The sequence below is a fragment of the Ruegeria sp. AN11 genome (assembly GCF_056536005.1).
Genome location: NZ_JBQFJD010000001.1, coordinates 2,851,818 through 2,868,458 on the forward strand (window position 1 = coordinate 2,851,818; position 16,641 = coordinate 2,868,458).

At 59.8% G+C, this 16,641-nt stretch carries 13 protein-coding genes and 1 pseudogene; 3 read left to right on the plus strand and 11 right to left on the minus strand.

The features are described 5' to 3' along the window. Positions 1–7: 7 nt before the first annotated feature. The 6 genes from ACR3EQ_RS14060 to ACR3EQ_RS14085 form a co-directional block, all read right to left on the minus strand. Positions 8–826 carry an ABC transporter ATP-binding protein gene (locus ACR3EQ_RS14060; RefSeq protein ID WP_170612649.1) on the minus strand — a complete coding sequence of 273 codons (819 nt, stop codon included), beginning with the start codon at positions 824–826 and terminating at the stop codon, positions 8–10. A gap of 78 nt (positions 827–904) precedes the next feature. Further along, positions 905–2,848, minus strand: coding sequence for an AMP-binding protein (locus ACR3EQ_RS14065; RefSeq protein ID WP_170613143.1), 1,944 nt, complete (start codon positions 2,846–2,848; stop codon positions 905–907). 618 nt (positions 2,849–3,466) lie between these two features. Then, positions 3,467–4,501 (minus strand): NADP-dependent oxidoreductase, encoded by a 1,035-nt coding sequence (locus tag ACR3EQ_RS14070; protein ID WP_170612651.1) that lies wholly within the window; start codon positions 4,499–4,501, stop codon positions 3,467–3,469. Positions 4,502–4,725: 224 nt separating this feature from the next. Beyond that, complete coding sequence (gene mutT, locus ACR3EQ_RS14075) at positions 4,726–5,124, minus strand: 8-oxo-dGTP diphosphatase MutT (protein WP_170612653.1); 399 nt, start codon at positions 5,122–5,124, stop codon at positions 4,726–4,728. A gap of 55 nt (positions 5,125–5,179) precedes the next feature. Then, positions 5,180–6,406 carry a bifunctional glutamate N-acetyltransferase/amino-acid acetyltransferase ArgJ gene (gene argJ / locus ACR3EQ_RS14080; RefSeq protein ID WP_170612655.1) on the minus strand — a complete coding sequence of 409 codons (1,227 nt, stop codon included), beginning with the start codon at positions 6,404–6,406 and terminating at the stop codon, positions 5,180–5,182. Between the two features lie 5 nt (positions 6,407–6,411). Continuing rightward, a complete protein-coding gene (locus ACR3EQ_RS14085) occupies positions 6,412–7,260 on the minus strand; it encodes a peptidylprolyl isomerase (RefSeq protein WP_170612657.1) in 849 nt (282 codons plus the stop codon). A 176-nt stretch (positions 7,261–7,436) separates the two neighbouring features. On the opposite strand from ACR3EQ_RS14085, the gene secA reads away from it, so the two are divergent. The 3 genes from secA (at position 7,437) to ACR3EQ_RS14100 (ending at position 12,765) form a co-directional block, all read left to right on the plus strand. After that, the gene (secA, locus tag ACR3EQ_RS14090) at positions 7,437–10,154 is read left to right on the plus strand and encodes a preprotein translocase subunit SecA (protein ID WP_170612659.1); all 2,718 of its coding nucleotides are present in this window, start codon (positions 7,437–7,439) and stop codon (positions 10,152–10,154) included. Positions 10,155–10,254: 100 nt separating this feature from the next. Continuing rightward, positions 10,255–11,184, plus strand: coding sequence for a hypothetical protein (locus ACR3EQ_RS14095; protein ID WP_170612661.1), 930 nt, complete (start codon positions 10,255–10,257; stop codon positions 11,182–11,184). 24 nt (positions 11,185–11,208) lie between these two features. Further along, complete coding sequence (locus ACR3EQ_RS14100) at positions 11,209–12,765, plus strand: phosphate ABC transporter substrate-binding/OmpA family protein (protein ID WP_170612663.1); 1,557 nt, start codon at positions 11,209–11,211, stop codon at positions 12,763–12,765. A gap of 19 nt (positions 12,766–12,784) precedes the next feature. On the opposite strand, the gene radC is transcribed toward ACR3EQ_RS14100, so the two are convergent. The 5 genes and pseudogenes from radC to ACR3EQ_RS14125 form a co-directional block, all read right to left on the minus strand. Continuing rightward, positions 12,785–13,540, minus strand: a complete 756-nt coding sequence (gene radC / locus ACR3EQ_RS14105) for a RadC family protein (RefSeq protein WP_170612664.1) — start codon at positions 13,538–13,540, stop codon at positions 12,785–12,787. A 35-nt stretch (positions 13,541–13,575) separates the two neighbouring features. Further along, positions 13,576–14,313 carry an ABC transporter permease gene (locus tag ACR3EQ_RS14110; RefSeq protein WP_170612665.1) on the minus strand — a complete coding sequence of 246 codons (738 nt, stop codon included), beginning with the start codon at positions 14,311–14,313 and terminating at the stop codon, positions 13,576–13,578. Continuing rightward, positions 14,310–15,037 (minus strand): annotated as a pseudogene (locus ACR3EQ_RS14115) (ABC transporter ATP-binding protein). The gene ACR3EQ_RS14110 and the pseudogene ACR3EQ_RS14115 overlap by 4 nt, the downstream one beginning before the upstream one ends. Next, positions 15,034–15,708, minus strand: a complete 675-nt coding sequence (gene tenA / locus ACR3EQ_RS14120; protein WP_170612669.1) for a thiaminase II — start codon at positions 15,706–15,708, stop codon at positions 15,034–15,036. The pseudogene ACR3EQ_RS14115 and the gene tenA overlap by 4 nt, the downstream one beginning before the upstream one ends. Then, on the minus strand, positions 15,705–16,640 hold the full coding sequence (locus ACR3EQ_RS14125; protein WP_480490976.1) for an ABC transporter substrate-binding protein: 936 nt from the start codon (positions 16,638–16,640) through the stop codon (positions 15,705–15,707). Before ACR3EQ_RS14125 ends, tenA begins: the two co-directional genes overlap by 4 nt. Position 16,641: the final 1 nt, after the last annotated feature.

The window sequence follows — 16,641 nt, forward strand, 5'->3', positions numbered from 1 at the left end:
CAAGGCTTCAGTCATGGCTGACCCCCAGATAGGCGTCGATGACTTCCTGATTGTTGCGCACCTCGTCGGGTGTGCCATCGCCGATCTTCTTGCCGTAATCCATCACGACCACCCGGTCGCTCAGGTCCATCACCACGCCCATGTCGTGTTCGATCAGGGCAATCGTGGTGCCGAATTCGTCATTCACGTCGAGGATAAAGCGGCTCATGTCCTCTTTCTCTTCGACATTCATGCCCGCCATCGGTTCATCCAGCAGCAACAGCTTGGGCTCCGCAGCCAGCGCACGGGCCAGCTCGACGCGTTTTTTCAACCCGTATGGCAAGCGCGCCACGGGCGTCTTTCGGATGTGCTGAATTTCAAGAAAGTCGATGATCTTCTCGACTGCCTCGCGGTTCTCGACCTCTTCCGCCTCGGCCTTACCCTTCCAGAACGCCTGCTGCAGGACGTTGGTCTTCATGTAGTTCAGACGGCCGGTCATCACGTTATCCAGAACGCTCATCCCCTCGAACAGGGCGATGTTCTGGAACGTGCGCGCAATGCCCTGACGCGCCACTTCGTAGGGGCGCATCGCCGGGCGTTTCGATCCGTGGAACCAGACCTCACCCTCCTGCGGAACATAGAACCCGGAAATCACGTTCAGCATCGAGGATTTACCGGCCCCGTTCGGGCCGATGATCGCGCGAATTTCACCTTCGCGGATGTCAAACGAGATATCCTTGATCGCCACGACGCCGCCAAAGCGCAGGGTGATGTTCTTCATCTCCATCACCACACCGCCGATCTTGCGGCCGTCTTCGGTGACATATCCTTCGGAATTATCCAGCATCAGTCGCTCCCTGACGTTTGGAAAAACGGGACGGCGGGCGGGGCGATGACCGCAGGTCGAGCGGCGTACGACCGGCCCTCATTCTGCCGCCACCTTGTGCTGCGCGACAGGCACGACCGGTGCATCGACAATCTTCAAGGTCGCGCTGATCGCGCCTTTGCGGCCATCCTCATAGGTCACTTCCGTGGTCGTCGAAATGCTCTCGGACCCATCATAAAGTGCCTGGATGATGTCGTGGAACTTCTCTTCAACGAAGCCGCGCCGCACCTTGCGGGTCCGGGTCATTTCACCGTCATCCGCATCCAGTTCCTTGTGCAGAACCACAAAGCGATGCACCTGGCAGCCCGACAACATTTCGTCAGCGGCCACAGACTTGTTCACCTCTTCCACATGGCCGCGAATCGTCTCTAACACACGGGGATGCGCCGCCAGTTCCTGATATGACGCATAGGCCACATTGTTGCGTTCGGCCCAGTTGCCGACAGCAGTCAGGTCGATATTGATGAATGCCACGCAGCGATCCTTGCCGTTGCCGAACAGGACAACTTCAAGAATGTCAGGAAAGAACTTCAGTTTGTTTTCGACATATTTCGGCGCGAACATGGACCCGTCGGCCATTTTGCCCACATCCTTGGCGCGGTCGATGATCCGCAGATGGCCGCTGCTTTCTTCGATAAATCCGGCGTCCCCGGTCGCCACCCAACCTTCGGCATCCTTGGTCGATGCCGTCGATTCCGGGTTGTTGTAATACTCGACGAACACACCGGGCGAGCGGTAGTGAATCTCGCCCTTGTCGTCGATCTTCAGTTCGACATCCGGCGCAGGGACGCCAACAGTGTCGGCCCGAACCTCTCCATCCGGCTGAACGGTGATAAAGACCGTCGCTTCGGTCTGGCCGTAAAGCTGTTTCAGGTTGATGCCCAACGAGCGGTAGAAATCGAAAATCTCCGGCCCGATTGCCTCACCCGCCGTGTAGCCGACGCGAAAGCGACCGTAGCCAAGCGTGTCCTTCAGCGGACCATACACCAGCAGATTGCCCAGCGCGTATTTCATCCGGTCGCCGAAACCCACCGGCTTGCCGTCTAGCAGCAGGCCTCCGACCTTCTTGGCATGCGCCATGAAGTGGTGGAACATGCGCTGCTTCAGTTTGCTCGCATCCTCCATCCGGATCATCACGTTGGTCAGCTGGGTCTCGAACACGCGCGGCGGGGCAAAGAAATAGGTCGGTCCGATCTCGCGCAGGTCCGTCATCATCGTGTCGGCGCTTTCGGGGCAGTTCACGCAGAAGCCGCACCAATAAGCCTGTCCGATCGAAAAGATGAAATCCCCCACCCACGCCATCGGCAGATAGGACAGAATGTCTTCGTTCCGTGTCAGATGATCGAAATCGGCCGAGTTCTTGGCGCTTTCGATCACGTTGCGGTTCGACAGCACCACACCCTTGGGCTTGCCGGTGGTGCCCGAGGTGTAAAGCATCACGCATGTGTCGTCATAGGTGATCTCTGAGATGCGCTTGTCCAGTTCCTCATCGAACCGCGCATGGCCGGCGCTGCCCTCGGCCATGATATCGGCCAAAGCGTTCATCTGACTGTGGTCGTATTTCCGCATCCCCCGCTTGTCGGTATAGAGGATGTGTTTGACCTGATCCATTTTTTCCTGGATTTCGATGACCTTGTCGACTTGCTCCTGATCACCGCAGACGACGTATTTCGCGCCGCAATGTTCCAGAACATAGGCCATCTCTTCGGCGACCGAATCCTGATAGAGAGGCACCGGAACCGCGCCCACCATCTGGGCTGCGACCATGGACCAGTAATGCGCCGGGCGGTTGCGGCCGATCACCGCGATATGGTCGCCCTTCTCGACGCCAAGCTCCAGAAAACCCAGCGCGATGGCGCGGATTTCCCGGGCTGCTTCCGCCCAGGTCCAGCATTGCCAGATCCCGAATTCTTTTTCCCGATAGGCCGGGGCATCCCCGAACCGGGTCACATTGCGGTGTAACAGCGCCGGAAGAGACTGCATCCCTTCGGCGCCCGACTGCGTCTGAGCCAATCTTTTCTCCTCCCCATCCGACCCCTCTCCCAGGGGGCGGAAATGGCGGGTCCGGAACAGGGTCCGAACGCCAATGCCCCGATTTGGGACAGTGGCACAATCAGCGTCAACTTTTTCCTGATGTTTTCTCAATTCTTACGAATTGTAACAGGGGTAGAGTGGTGATCTTCTGATTTGTACAAAGCGCACACTAAGAGAAAAAATGCTTCCGGCAAAAGCGAGGCGGAGAAAAGACCGCCCATTCTTCAAATGGTCACTGACATTGCGGCGGGCTGGAGGCGGGGTGCGCGGGTGATTTGAACGGTCCCGAAACAGAAACTGCGCAAGTATTGCGAACTATGACCAACAGTGATTGCTCGGTAGCCCAAATTGCACAGGAAGCTTAATCTGGATGAATTGCCAGCCCCAGTTTCTAGGCTGCGGTCACGAGTGAATGGCCGCAGCTAGCCAAGGTTCAAAGCCGTTTGAAAACTGATGCTTAGGATCGTCGCGGATGAAGACATTAACCCCCCGCCGCCAACTGAGCCCAATAACTTCTGTGGAAGCATCTTTCGGCAAAAGGCAGCTCCGATTGAAATAGTCGGGTGCCTACGACCCGACTTTGACAACCATCTTTCCAAAGTTCCCGCCAACCAGCAGCTGATTAAAGGCCGCAGGAGCGTTTTCAAGCCCTTCCACGACATGCTCTTTGTATTTGACGGACCCATCTTGAAGCCAAGCGGTCATGTCCCGAGCAAACTCTTTGTACAGCGACAGCGGAAAACTGTCGTAGATGATAAAGCCCTGCATCTTAACCTTCATACGCAGTATGGTGCCCATGATGGCCGGTCCCATATCAGGTCCCTTTGGAAGACCAGGTAAATTATACCAAGCCACCACACCACACACGGGGATACGAGCAAAAGGGTTAAGCAGCGGCAAAACCGCGTAAAGCACTTTGCCCCCAACGTTTTCGAAATACACGTCAATCCCGTTCGGACATGCTTCGCGCAATTCGGTGGCCAAATCATCCGACCGGTGATCAATGCAGGCATCAAACCCGAGGGTTTCGACCACGTGAGCGCATTTCTCGGGCCCTCCGGCAATACCAACGACCCGGCATCCTTTCAGCTTTGCGATTTGCCCGACTGTTGCCCCGACCGGCCCAGCTGCCGCTGCCACAACGACGGTTTCGCCCGGTTTTGGCTCTCCAATTTTCAAAAGTCCTGCGTATGCGGTGTAGCCAGGCATCCCAAGTATACCCAAAGCCCAGGATGGGTTCTGCGGGTTCTTACCCAAGTTTATCACCTGAACTCCGTCGGAGATCGCATAGTCTTGCCAGCCACTGCCGGAAAGCACGAAGTCGCCTTCTTCGTAGCCCTCGAGATTGGAAGTCACCACCTGCCCAACGACCTGGGCAGTCATGACTTCTCCGATCGCCACAGGCTCGGCGTAGGACTTGGCATCATTCATGCGCCCCCGCATGTAGGGATCCAAGGACAGGTAAACCGTGCGCACCAGCATTTCGCCTTCGCCGGGCACTGGCACATCGGTTGTCTGCAATTTCAGTGTGTTGTCGTCTGGTTGACCTTTTGGTCGCTCGGCGAGAACAATTTGACGGTTGATATCCGATGTCTGTGCCATTTTGGCCTCCTTCTGTTGCCGAACCACAAAGACATTGCCACGTTATGGGCCGGTGCAGAAGGCGCGTGGCGTGAAACATGCTCTTTGCGGGAAAACTCGGGTCCGATCAATGCGACATTGGCTTTTGGCCGTGTTCCGAACATCGGCGGTGCGCTCCAAGCCGTCTCTGGGTCCGCATACCCGGCGTCCAGGCTGATCACTCTAACTGTCTTATGCATTCCACTCTACAACCAATCCCGCAGGATCGGGATCAGCGGCACATCCGCCGCAGGCATCGGGTAGCTGCGCAAATCATTCGCGCGGACCCATTTCAACGCCTGTCCTTCTTTCGACTGCGGGATGCCCTGCCATTTGCGGCAGGCAAACAGCGGCATCAGCAGATGGAAGTCACTATAGCTGTGACTGGCAAAGGTCAGCGGGGCCAGGCAGGACGCCCAGGTGTCGATACCCAGTTCTTCGTGCAATTCGCGGATCAGGGCGGCCTCAGGGGTTTCGCCGGGTTCGATCTTGCCACCGGGGAACTCCCACAGGCCAGCCATGGATTTACCCTCCGGACGCTGCGCCAACAACACCCGGCCCTCAATATCGATCAGGGCGACAGCAGACACCAACACGGTTTTCATGGTCGCAATCCCGGACGCAAAACCGGGCTCCACTTTTGCTGGAATTGCTCCGGTTTCACGAGCGATAGTCCGCGTTGATCTCAATATAGCCGTGGGTCAGATCGCAGGTCCAGACGGTGGATTTGCCCTCGCCCAGCCCCAGATCAACGGCAATGACCAAATCCTGACCTTTCATATAGACGGCGGCGTCTTCCTCGCGATAGTTGGGGCTGACCCAGCCTTTCTCGGCCACCAGAATATCCCCGAAGGAAATGCTCAGCAGGTCCCGATCCGCTGCGGCACCGGACTTACCGATAGCCATGACCACGCGGCCCCAGTTGGGGTCTTCGCCCGCGATGGCCGTCTTGATCAGCGGAGAGTTGGCGATAGCCAGCCCATGCACCTTGGCATCCGCATCCGAGGCCGCACCAGTCACGCGAATTTCCACGAATTTCGTGGCGCCTTCACCGTCGCGCACCACCTGCTGTGCCAGATCCAGCATGACGCCTTCCAGCGCCTCGGCAAACGCCGCATTGCCGGTGGCATCCACCCCCGAGGCCCCCGTCGCGCACAACAGCAGGCTGTCCGAAGTCGAGGTGTCGCTGTCGACGGTGATGCAGTTGAACGTCCGGTCCGTCTGCGCGCGCAGCATCGCCTGCAGTGCCGATTGCTCGACCCGGGCATCCGTGAAGATGTAGACCAGCATCGTCGCCATGTCCGGCGCGATCATGCCGGAGCCCTTGGCAATCCCTGCAATAGAGACTGTTTTACCATCGATCTGAACCTGCGCTGAGGCTCCTTTCGGGAAGGTATCGGTGGTCATGATGGCGCGGGCGGCATCCTCGATCGCATGACGGCTGAGCCCCGCCTTCAGCGTCTCAAGCTGAGCCACGATGCGTTCATGCGGCAGCGGTTCACCAATCACGCCGGTTGATGAGGTAAAGACCCGTTCGACCTGAACGCCGGTGGCCTTGGAAACGGCCTGGGTCACTTCTGCCACCGAGGTCTGGCCATAATGGCCGGTGAAGGCGTTGGCATTGCCCGAATTCACAACGATCGCTGCCGGTCCTTCGCTGGATCCGCCAATCTTGTCCTGACAATCCAGCACCGGGGCCGCGCGAGTCGCCGAGCGGGTGAATACCCCGGCCACGGATGTGCCCGGATCCAGCACTGCCAGCATGACATCGGTACGACCCTGATAGCGCACACCGGCCTCGACGGTCGCGAAACGCACGCCGTCGATGGCCGGAAGGTCGGGGAAGGCCGCAGGTGCCAGCGGCGACACTTTAGTGATATTGGCCAAGGGGCTTACTCCTGAATCAGATCCAGCTGCCGCATGATTTCCGGACCGGCACCTTCCAGCGCCGGACGCTCGATCTGGGCTTTCTGGGTCAGTTCGTCGATACGGGCCTGAATGGCTTCCTGCTGGATGGTCTGGGCCAGTTCATTGCGAACCTCGGCAAGTTCAGGGGCCTCGGACTTGCGCTGATCGTTCAGGATGATCACGTGCCAGCCGAATTGGGTCTGCACAGGATCCGAGATCTGGCCTACTTCCAGCTCCAGCACGGCGGCCTCAAACTCGGGCACCATGCGGCCCTTGCCGAACCAACCCAGCACGCCGCCATTGGGGCCTGACGGGCCGGTGGACTTTTCCCTGGCGAGCTCCGCGAAATCCGCGCCATCGTCCAGCTGGGTCTTGATTTCCTTGGCCTCATCCTCGGTTTCTACCAGAATGTGGCTGGCCTCGTACTCGTCCTCGCCTTCAAACTCGGCGATCTGCGCGTCATAGGCGGCCTGAATCGACTCGTCCGTCACCAGACCGCCGGTGATTTCGGCAACCGTCTGCACGGCCCTCAGCGAACGTTCCTCGTTCTTGAGTGTCAGGGCGTTGTAGGTGGAAAGGCCTTCCTGTTCCTGGCTGAGCAATTGCTGCTGGACCAGCTGCTCGACGATGAAGTCAAAGAGAACCTGGTCTTCCATCTGCTGGTATTGCTGCGGCAGGCTTGCGGCGGTGGCGATCACGTGACCCAAAGTGATCTCGTCCCCGTTGACGCGCGCAACCACAGTGGTCGCATCCGGCTGGGTCTGGGCGGCCAGTGGCAGGGCCATCACGGCGGTCAGGGCCAGCGATGGCAGAAAAGTGAGGCCTTTGGGCATTGAATTATCCTATTTCCATGCCGCGACAGGGCGCAGCGTTGACACTCTGGAACCTGCCGCTTACATCGCTTTGAAGCCTTGGACAGGGCCGCCTTTCACCCCCCGTATCTATGGGTTGCGCGCAAGGTGGGCAAGCCTGTCGCAACCAAGACAAGAACAGATCCGCTGGAGTGAACATGCTGGGACTCGGAACGCTTGCCAAAAAGGTGTTCGGAACACCGAACGACCGCAAGATCAAGGCGACCCGCCCGCTGGTCGAAAAGATCAACGCGCTGGAGCCGGAGTTTGAGAAACTGTCGGATGAGGGTCTGATCGAGAAGACCAAAGAGCTGCGCCAACGCGCGCTGGATGGCGAGAGCCTGGATGCCTTGCTGCCCGAAGCTTTTGCCAACGTGCGCGAGGGTGCTAAGCGGGCGCTGGGTCTGCGGGCATTCGACGTGCAGCTGATGGGCGGCGCGTTCCTGCATCAGGGCAACATCTCGGAAATGAAAACGGGTGAGGGAAAGACGCTGGTCGCCACCCTCCCGGCTTATCTGAACGCGCTGACCGGCAAGGGTGTGCACGTGGTCACGGTGAACGAATACCTGGCCAAGCGCGACGCGGAATGGATGGGCAAGGTTTTCTCGGCCGTAGGCATGACGACCGGTGTGATCTGGTCCGGTCAGCCGGACGAAGAGAAAAAGGCGGCCTATGCCTGCGACATCACCTATGCCACCAACAATGAGCTGGGCTTCGACTACCTGCGCGACAACATGAGGGCGGACCTGAACGACGTCTATCAGAAGCACCATAATTTCGCGATCGTGGACGAGGTCGACTCGATCCTGATCGACGAGGCGCGGACACCGCTGATCATCTCGGGTCCATCGCAGGACCGGTCGGACTTGTATACCGCCATCGATACGCTGATCCCGTTGCTGCAGGACGATCACTATTCGCTGGACGAAAAGTCGCGCACGGTCACCTTTACCGATGAAGGCAACGAGTATCTTGAGCAGCAGTTGCTGGCAAACGACCTGATCCCCGAAGGTCATTCGCTGTACGACCCCGAAAGCACGACCGTGGTGCATCACGTCAACCAGGGCCTGCGCGCGCACAAGCTGTTTCAGCGCGACAAGGACTACATCGTCCGCGACGGCAATGTGGTACTGATCGACGAATTTACGGGCCGGATGATGCCGGGCCGCCGGTTGTCCGAAGGCCTGCATCAGGCCATCGAAGCCAAGGAAGGCGTGCAGATTCAGCCCGAGAACGTGACGCTGGCCAGCGTGACGTTCCAGAACTACTTCCGACTTTATGACAAGTTGGGCGGCATGACCGGTACCGCGCTGACCGAAGCCGAGGAATTTGCCGAGATCTATGGGCTGGGTGTGGTCGAAGTTCCGACCAACAAGCCGATCGCCCGTCTGGACGAAGACGATCAGGTCTATCGCACCGCCCCCGAGAAATACGGCGCGATGATCAAGGAAACCAAAAAGGCGGTCGAGAAGGGCCAGCCGGTTTTGCTGGGCACCACCTCGATTGAAAAATCAGAGGTGCTGAGCCAGATGCTGACCAAGGAAGGCATTCAGCACAACGTGCTGAATGCCCGCCAGCACGAGCAGGAAGCGCAAATCGTCGCCGAAGCGGGTCGTCTGGGCGCGGTGACCATCGCCACCAACATGGCCGGACGCGGTACCGACATCCAATTGGGCGGCAACGTGGAAATGAAGGTTCTGCAGGCACTTGCCGAGAACCCCGAAGCGGACCCCGCCGAGCTGCGCGCGGCGGAAGAGGCGCGTCACGCCGAGGAAAAACAGAAAGTGCTTGAGGCCGGTGGCCTGTATGTCATGGCCTCGGAACGGCATGAAAGCCGCCGCATCGACAACCAGCTGCGTGGTCGTTCGGGCCGCCAGGGCGACCCGGGCCGCACCGTGTTCTACCTCAGCCTCGAAGACGATCTGATGCGCATCTTCGGCTCGGAACGGCTGGACAAGGTGCTGACAACGCTGGGTATGAAAGAAGGCGAGGCAATCATCCACCCATGGGTGAACAAGTCGCTGGAACGCGCCCAGTCCAAGGTCGAAGGCCGCAACTTTGACATGCGCAAGAACGTTCTGAAGTTCGACGACGTAATGAACGACCAGCGCAGGGTGATCTTCAACCAGCGGCGCGAGATCATGTCGACCAGTGACCTGTCGGAAATCGTGTCGGACATGCGCGAACAGGTGATCGACGATCTGATCGACGAATACATGCCGCCGAAAACCTATGCCGACCAGTGGGACACCGACGGTCTGCACGAGGCGATCAAGGACAAGCTGACCATCGACGCCCCGGTTCAGGATTGGGCCGCCGAGGAAGGCGTAGATGACGAGCAGGTGCGAGAGCGCCTGATCAAAGCCGCAGACGAGATGATGGCCCAGAAGGCCGCCGCGTTTGGTCCCGAGAACATGCGCAACATCGAAAAGCAGGTGCTGCTGCAGACCATCGACGGCAAGTGGCGCGAGCATCTGGTGACGCTGGAACATCTGCGCTCGGTCGTAGGCTACCGCAGCTATGCCCAGCGCGATCCGCTGAACGAGTACAAGAACGAAAGCTTTCAGCTGTTCGAAGGGATGCTGGACAGCCTGCGCGAAACCGTGACACAGCAATTGTCGCGCGTTCGCCCGCTGACCGAGGAAGAGCAGCGTGAGATGCTGGCCCAGATGGCGGCGCAGCAGGCCCAGGCGCAACAGGCGGTCGAACAGGCCGCCGGTCAGGCCGAAGCAGTCGCTGAAGCCGACGCCTCGGGTGATGCCCGGCCCGGATTTGACGAAAGCGATCCGGCGACCTGGGGTAACCCGTCGCGCAACGACCGCTGCCCCTGTGGATCCGGAAAGAAGTTCAAACACTGTCACGGCAGGCTGACCTAACGTCACCTAAATTCGAACACAATGACTTCGCGTCGCGGTCACAAATTGGCCGCGATTGACCGGGAAAGTGTGACTCGCTCCTTCAACTGGGGAGGGTGTCTTGTTCGTTGTAAGAAACTACGTGACCATGGGTGGCACTGTCGTCTGCGCGCTCGCCATCGGTTACCTGATGCAGAATGGATCTGCCGCGCAACCTGATGGAAGTCAGGCCGGTATCTCTGTGGCTTCTGCCGCAGGACAGCCTGTTGGGCTGGCCGGGCTCGAGCAGTTCGCGCTTACCTCGTCTTCTGCAAGCACCGCGTCACTTTCTGCTCCGGCACCCTCGCAACGCAGCCTGCAACCCGGCCAAACCGGCCCCGAAGTAATGACCGACTGCAACCTGAGCGCGCGCGCCACCGCAGTGCCCGGTGCCGCGGCAAGGTTGATCGTCAAGGCCCCCTGCCACGCCAACCAACGGATCGAGGTTCATCACAGCGGGCTGGCCGTTTCTCAACAGACGGATGAAAACGGCGCCTTGGATCTGACGATGCCGGTGCTGTCGGAATACGCGATTTTTCTGATTTCCTTCGACGATCAAAAAGGTACGGTGGCAACAACGCACGTGCCGGACATAAGCCAGTACGACCGCGTCGCGCTGCAATGGAAGGGCACGACCGATCTACAGATTCACGCGCTGGAGTTTGGTGCCAGCTATGGCGGTGACGGGCATGTCTGGGCGGACAGCTCGGCAACGGGTGTCGGCGAGGTTGTCCATATGGGCCAGCCGGGTCTTGGCACCGCGCAGAATATCGAGATTTATTCCTTCCCTTCCGGCCAGTCTGCGCAATCGGGTGCCATCGGCCTGACGGTCGAGGCTGACGTGACCAAGGCCAATTGCGGCTCGGATCTGAGCGTACAGTCGCTGGAACTGCGCGCCGACCGCCGCCTACGCTCACGCGATCTGGTGCTGAACCTGCCCGACTGTTCGCAGGTCGGAGAGTTTCTGGTGTTGAATAATCTGTTCCAAGACCTGACAATCGCGGCAAAGTAAACCGCAGGCAGGCTCGAAACTCCTATGACATCCTTACGTGCAGCAGTGGCTGCACTTTTTCTGGCAACGCTGGCGCCCGGTGCCCAGGCGCAGGACATCACGCTGACCTCGCATGACGGCAAGGTCGAGGTAACCGGAAACCTGCTGGGATATGATGGCGAGTTCTATCGCATCGACACCCAATTCGGTGAACTGACGGTGGACGGGTCCGGCGTGACCTGCGATGGCCCCGCCTGCCCCAATCTGACCGATTTTGTGGCAGAGGTCCGGTTCTCCGGGTCGTCCGTCATGGCCGAGAAAGTCATGCCTGCCCTGATTCTTGGTTTTGCCCAACAAGAAGAGTTGTCGGCGACCCCATCACGGATTGACTCGGCAACCTTTGCCTACGAGCTGTTTCAACCCGGGCGACCCAGACCTTTGGGGCGGTTCTTCTTTCGCGTGGGCAATACAGGCCGGGGGTTTTCCGATCTGAGCGCGAATGAAACCGATATCGTCATGGCCTTGCGCGAAATCCGTCCGGGTGAGCGACTGGCTGCGGAAGACGCCGGGATGGGCGATCTGACAAAAGCGCGGCGATCCCGGGTTGTGGCGCTGGATGCGATGGTGCCTGTGGTGTCCGCCGTCAACGCAATACGACAGATCTCGCCCACGGATCTGGCACGCGTGTATTCCGGCGAAATCCTGAACTGGGCCGAACTGGGCGGGGCCGATGCGCCGATTGCGCTACATCTGCCGGACATAGGATCGGGCTTGTCCCAGGCCTTCGAGGATCAGTTGCTTGCGCCCGCTGGCGTGGCGCTGTCCGACACGGTCCTGCGGCATGGGCGCAGCAACGACTTGGTTCACGCAGTGGCCGAGGATCCGTTTGCCATCGGAATCGCCAGCCGGGCCGAAGCTGACAAGGTTCGCGCGCTGCCGCTTGCCGGGGGCTGCGGCCACGCGCTGACGGCGACCCGGCAATCGATCAAGACCGAGGATTATCCGCTAACCTCACCTATGTTCCTGTACCTGCCGTCATACCGCCTGCCCCGGATCGCACGACAGTTTCTGGCCTATACCCAAAGCCCGGAAGCTCAGATGGCGATACGGCAGGCCGGTTTCGTGGATCAGGCACCCGAGACCATGCGTATCGGATTGCAGGGGGACCGCCTTGCCAACGCAATCGCAAACGGCGGGGACGAAGTTGGCCTGGACAGCTTGAAACAGATGATCGAAACGCTGCGCCCGATGTCACGCCTGTCGCTGTCTTTCCGGTTCGAGGCCGGGTCTTCGCGCCCGGATGCCCAGTCCCGCGCGAACATTCTGCACTTGGCGCAGGCGCTTGAGGCCGGTGCCTACGAGGCCCGAAAGCTGACCTTCGTGGGATTCAGCGATGGTGACGGGCCAGCGGCGGGGAACGCCCGCATTGCGCTATTGCGGGCCAAAACAGTGCGCAACGCAGTTCTGGCCGCTGTTGAGACCGCGATCCCAGACAGTGTCGAGATCTCGGTCGAAGGGTTCGGCGAAGCCATGCCCATGGCCTGCGACGACACCGAATGGGGCCGCAAGATCAACCGCCGGGTCGAAGTCTGGATCGAGTGACTTCGAATCCCACCGACAGCTACAGATAGCCCTGCGACCGGAAACTCAGCTCTGTCGATTTTCCGATGATAAGGTGATCGTGCAGCACCAGGCCAAGCGCTGTACAGGCATCATGAATGCGATTGGTCATGTCGATGTCGGGCTGTGATGGCGTGGGATCACCTGACGGGTGGTTGTGCACCAGGATCAAAGCCGAGGCATTCAGTTCCAGCGCCCTTTTCGCCACCTCGCGCGGGTAGACGGGAACATGGTCCACCGTGCCCTTGGCCTGTTCCTCATCCGCGATGAGGACGTTCTTGCGATCAAGGTAGAACACGCGAAACTGCTCGGTCTCGCGATGGGCCATGGTGGTGTGGCAATAATCCAGCAATGCGTTCCAGCCCGAGATCACATGCCGTTGCATCACCCGTGCGCGGGCCATGCGATGGGCGCAGGCTTCCAGAATCTTCAGATCCGTGATCACGCTGTCGCCGACACCCTTGATCTGTCGCAACCGTTCTTCGGGCGCGGTCAGCACCCGGTTGAAGTCGCCCAGTTCGTCCATCAGGGCCCGGGCCAGGGGCTTTACGTCCTGTCGGGGGATCGAGCGGAACAGGACCAGCTCCAGCAGCTCATAATCCGGCATCGCTGCAGAACCGCCAGACATGAACCGTTCGCGCAGCCTTTTGCGATGGTCCTTGATATAAGACGGCAACCGGCCTGCCGGCAGCGGCTGCACCGGGGCTTCGTCGTTTTCAAAAAGCATCGGGGCTTCGGCAAAGGCGTCGTTGGTCATACGCGCAGACTGGCGCAGAATTGCTTTCCGAAACGTTAACGCACCTCACCCGCCATGCGCGCCGTGGCGCGGTGCACCACCATGTGCAGCAGGATCGAAAATACACCCAGCGTCAGCATGGCCGCGAACATCAGGTCCGTCTTGGCCCGCCCGTTGGCCAGCAGCATCAGGTTCCCCAACCCCCCGGACGAGCCACCGACCCATTCTCCGATCACGGCCCCGATGGGTGCGTAGACAGCCGCCAGCCGCATCCCCGAAGCCAACGAGGGCAGGGCGGCCGGTATTCGGATATGCCACAAAACTGCGCGCGGGCTGGCCTGCATGGTGCGTGCAAGGTCCAGATATCCGGCCGGAGTGCGCATCAATCCATCAAAAAAGGATGACGTCACCGGAAAATAGATGATCAGCATGGCCATTGCCACTTTCGACCAAAGATCAAACCCCAGCCAAAGCGTCAAAAGCGGTGCCAGGGCAAAAACCGGCAGGGCTTGCGTGAACACCAGCAAGGGTCGCACCAGGATCCGGGTCATGCGCGAACTGGCCAGCGAGACGGCTGTGACAACGCCCAAGGTTACACCAAAAACGAAGCCGGTCAGAACCTCGATGGCCGTCACCCAGGTGTCCTTTGCGATGATCCACCGGTTGTCCCACCATGTTTCGGCGACAATGGCCGGGCCGGGCAGGATGAATTTCGGCCAGCCCGTGAAGGTGACGATGCCCTGCCAGACGACAAGGGCAAAAAGCGCGGCCGCAAGCGGAGACAGGTATTTCATGCTGCCTCCTGTCTCAGCAGGCGCAACAATGCGCCTTGCGTGGCCAACGAGTCCGGGTCGTCCACTTTGCGGGGGGCCGGAGCCCGGGGCGGCTGGCATTTGGTCAGCCCGGGCCGGGTCATGACAACAATGGTTTGCCCCAGCCGGGCGGCTTCGGCCGGATCGTGGGTGACCAGCAAAACGGTGCGGCCCAGCAACACCTCGGCCGCGAGATCCTGCATATCGGCGCGGGTTCGGGCATCAAGGGCCGAAAACGGCTCGTCCAGCAATACGAAAGGGCGGCCCTCCATTAGCGTTCGGGCAAGAGCCACGCGCTGGCGCTGACCACCTGACAGTTCCGACGGTTTCATGGTCAGGTGATCCCAAAGGCGCATCCGTTTGATCAGACGGTCGCGCCGGTTCAGATCGGCCTTTCCCCCCTCAACTGTGCGCCCAGCGTGATATTCCGAGCCACACTTGCCCAAGGCAGCAACAGATCGTCCTGCGCCATGTACGCGACACGTTCTGGCACCGGCAAGCCATCGTCGGCCGTGATTTGCCCCGAGAACTCCGCCCCGGTCTGCAATCCCGCGATCAGGCGCAGGATGGTGGTTTTACCGACGCCGGAACCGCCCAGAAGACAGGTCCATTCCCCTGCCGCCATTGTAAGCGAAAGCGGCGCGAACAGGGTCGCGCCTCCGATTGTGGCCTGTCCGCTGATGGTCAGGGCAGGGGCAGACATCATGGCGTCAGGCCCATCTGCCAGAAACTGACTTCAAGTTCGGTCGCGGTGCGGAACGTCCGGCTCAGGCGGTCCCAGCGAGGGGAGGCTTCAAAATCTTGACCAATGCGCCATGTTAGAGCCTGATCGAGCAACTCGCCAACCGCCTTGCATGCAGCGTGATAGTCTTCGCTGGCATAGGCGTTGATCCAGTCCCGATAGGTTTCGGACGTGGCCTCGGTTGCCAGACGCGCGCCAATCTCGCCATAGCCCATGACGCAAGGCGCAAGCGCTGCCAGCAAGTCCAGCAAGTCACCGCTGTAGCCTGCCTCGAGCACAAAGCGCGTATAGGCCAGGTTCTCGGCACGCTCGGGCGTCGCAAACAGGTCCTGCTGTGAAATGCCCGCAGCCTCGCAGACACCGATATGCAGTTTCATCTCTTCGCTGATCAGACCGTTCACCGTGCGCGAGGCGGCCAGCATCTCTTCGTGGGTTTCCGATTTCACCACCGCAAGCGCCCAGGCACGGGCAAAATGGATCAGAAATACACAGTCCTGCCGCAGATAGTGAAGGAATGCCGCGCGCGGAAGCGTTCCGTCCTTCAACCCTTCGACAAAGGCGTGGCGGGTATAATCCCGCCACGGCCCCTGCGCCGCATCGCGCATCAGCGCGAAGGCCTTGCCATATTCATTCATTGCGCAGTCACGTCGATGGCGATGGCGCTGACCGGGTTGATGCTGTCGATCATGCCGCTGTCTTTCAGAAAAACCTCGAACCGGGTGTACCGACCGGCATCGAGCCCGGCCGGGCGCAGGGCAAAACGCGGCAGCGTGTCGAACCAGGCACGGGCATTCAGCTCATCCTGCAGCTCGGGCGAGGTTGCTGCGAAGATTTCCCAGCCTTTTTCGGGGTTGTTGACGATGAACTGTGTTGCCTTCTCCGTCGCGGCCAGAAAACGGGCGATCTTGTCGGTATCCATTGTGTCCGGGTTCGCGACATAGATCAGTTCGTCATAGGACGGCACGCCCTCTTCCTCGATATAGAAGCAGGTGCCGGGATGGTCTTCGATGTCCATCTGGTTCAGCTCGAAATTGCGGTAGGCGCCGATCACCGCATCTACCTGCCCCGACATCAGCGACGGTGAAAGCGAGAAGTTGACGTTGATCATTTCGACATCGGCCAGTGCGACGTCATACTTGCCCAGAACGGTGCCCAGAACCGCCTCTTCCACGCCAGCGACAGAAAAGCCGATTTTCTTGCCTTTCAGGTCCGCCGGGGTTTTGACCGGGCCATCTTCCAATACCAGAAGGCAGTTGAGCGGGGTCGCGACTAGCGTGCCGACACGTTTCAGGGGCAGACCCTCGTGTATCTGCAGATGCAGTTGCGGCTGGTAGGACACAGCCAGATCGGCCTGCCCCGCAGCAACCAGACGCGGCGGTGCGGACGGGTCAGCAGGCGGGATGATTTCAACTTCAAGCCCCTGTTCGGCGAAATAGCCGTTTTCCTGCGCCACGATAATGGGGCCGTGATCGGGGTTGATGAACCAGTCCAGCAAAATGGTCATCTTGTCGTCAGCCCAGGCCGGTGCAGCGGCCAGCAGCGATAAGGCTGTGATCAGTTTCTTCATA

Bases quoted from the DNA above. Each gene is read 5' to 3' on its own strand.
- ACR3EQ_RS14125 (WP_480490976.1), bottom strand. From the start codon at position 16,640: ATGAAGAAACTGATCACAGCCTTATCGCTGCTGGCCGCTGCACCGGCC.
- ACR3EQ_RS14065 (WP_170613143.1), bottom strand. From the start codon at position 2,848: ATGCAGTCTCTTCCGGCGCTGTTACACCGCAATGTGACCCGGTTCGGG.
- ACR3EQ_RS14100 (WP_170612663.1), top strand. From the start codon at position 11,209: ATGACATCCTTACGTGCAGCAGTGGCTGCACTTTTTCTGGCAACGCTG.
- ACR3EQ_RS14060 (WP_170612649.1), bottom strand. From the start codon at position 826: ATGCTGGATAATTCCGAAGGATATGTCACCGAAGACGGCCGCAAGATC.
- ACR3EQ_RS14070 (WP_170612651.1), bottom strand. From the start codon at position 4,501: ATGGCACAGACATCGGATATCAACCGTCAAATTGTTCTCGCCGAGCGA.
- ACR3EQ_RS14085 (WP_170612657.1), bottom strand. From the start codon at position 7,260: ATGCCCAAAGGCCTCACTTTTCTGCCATCGCTGGCCCTGACCGCCGTG.
- tenA (WP_170612669.1), bottom strand. From the start codon at position 15,708: ATGAATGAATATGGCAAGGCCTTCGCGCTGATGCGCGATGCGGCGCAG.
- radC (WP_170612664.1), bottom strand. From the start codon at position 13,540: ATGACCAACGACGCCTTTGCCGAAGCCCCGATGCTTTTTGAAAACGAC.
- mutT (WP_170612653.1), bottom strand. From the start codon at position 5,124: ATGAAAACCGTGTTGGTGTCTGCTGTCGCCCTGATCGATATTGAGGGC.
- secA (WP_170612659.1), top strand. From the start codon at position 7,437: ATGCTGGGACTCGGAACGCTTGCCAAAAAGGTGTTCGGAACACCGAAC.
- ACR3EQ_RS14110 (WP_170612665.1), bottom strand. From the start codon at position 14,313: ATGAAATACCTGTCTCCGCTTGCGGCCGCGCTTTTTGCCCTTGTCGTC.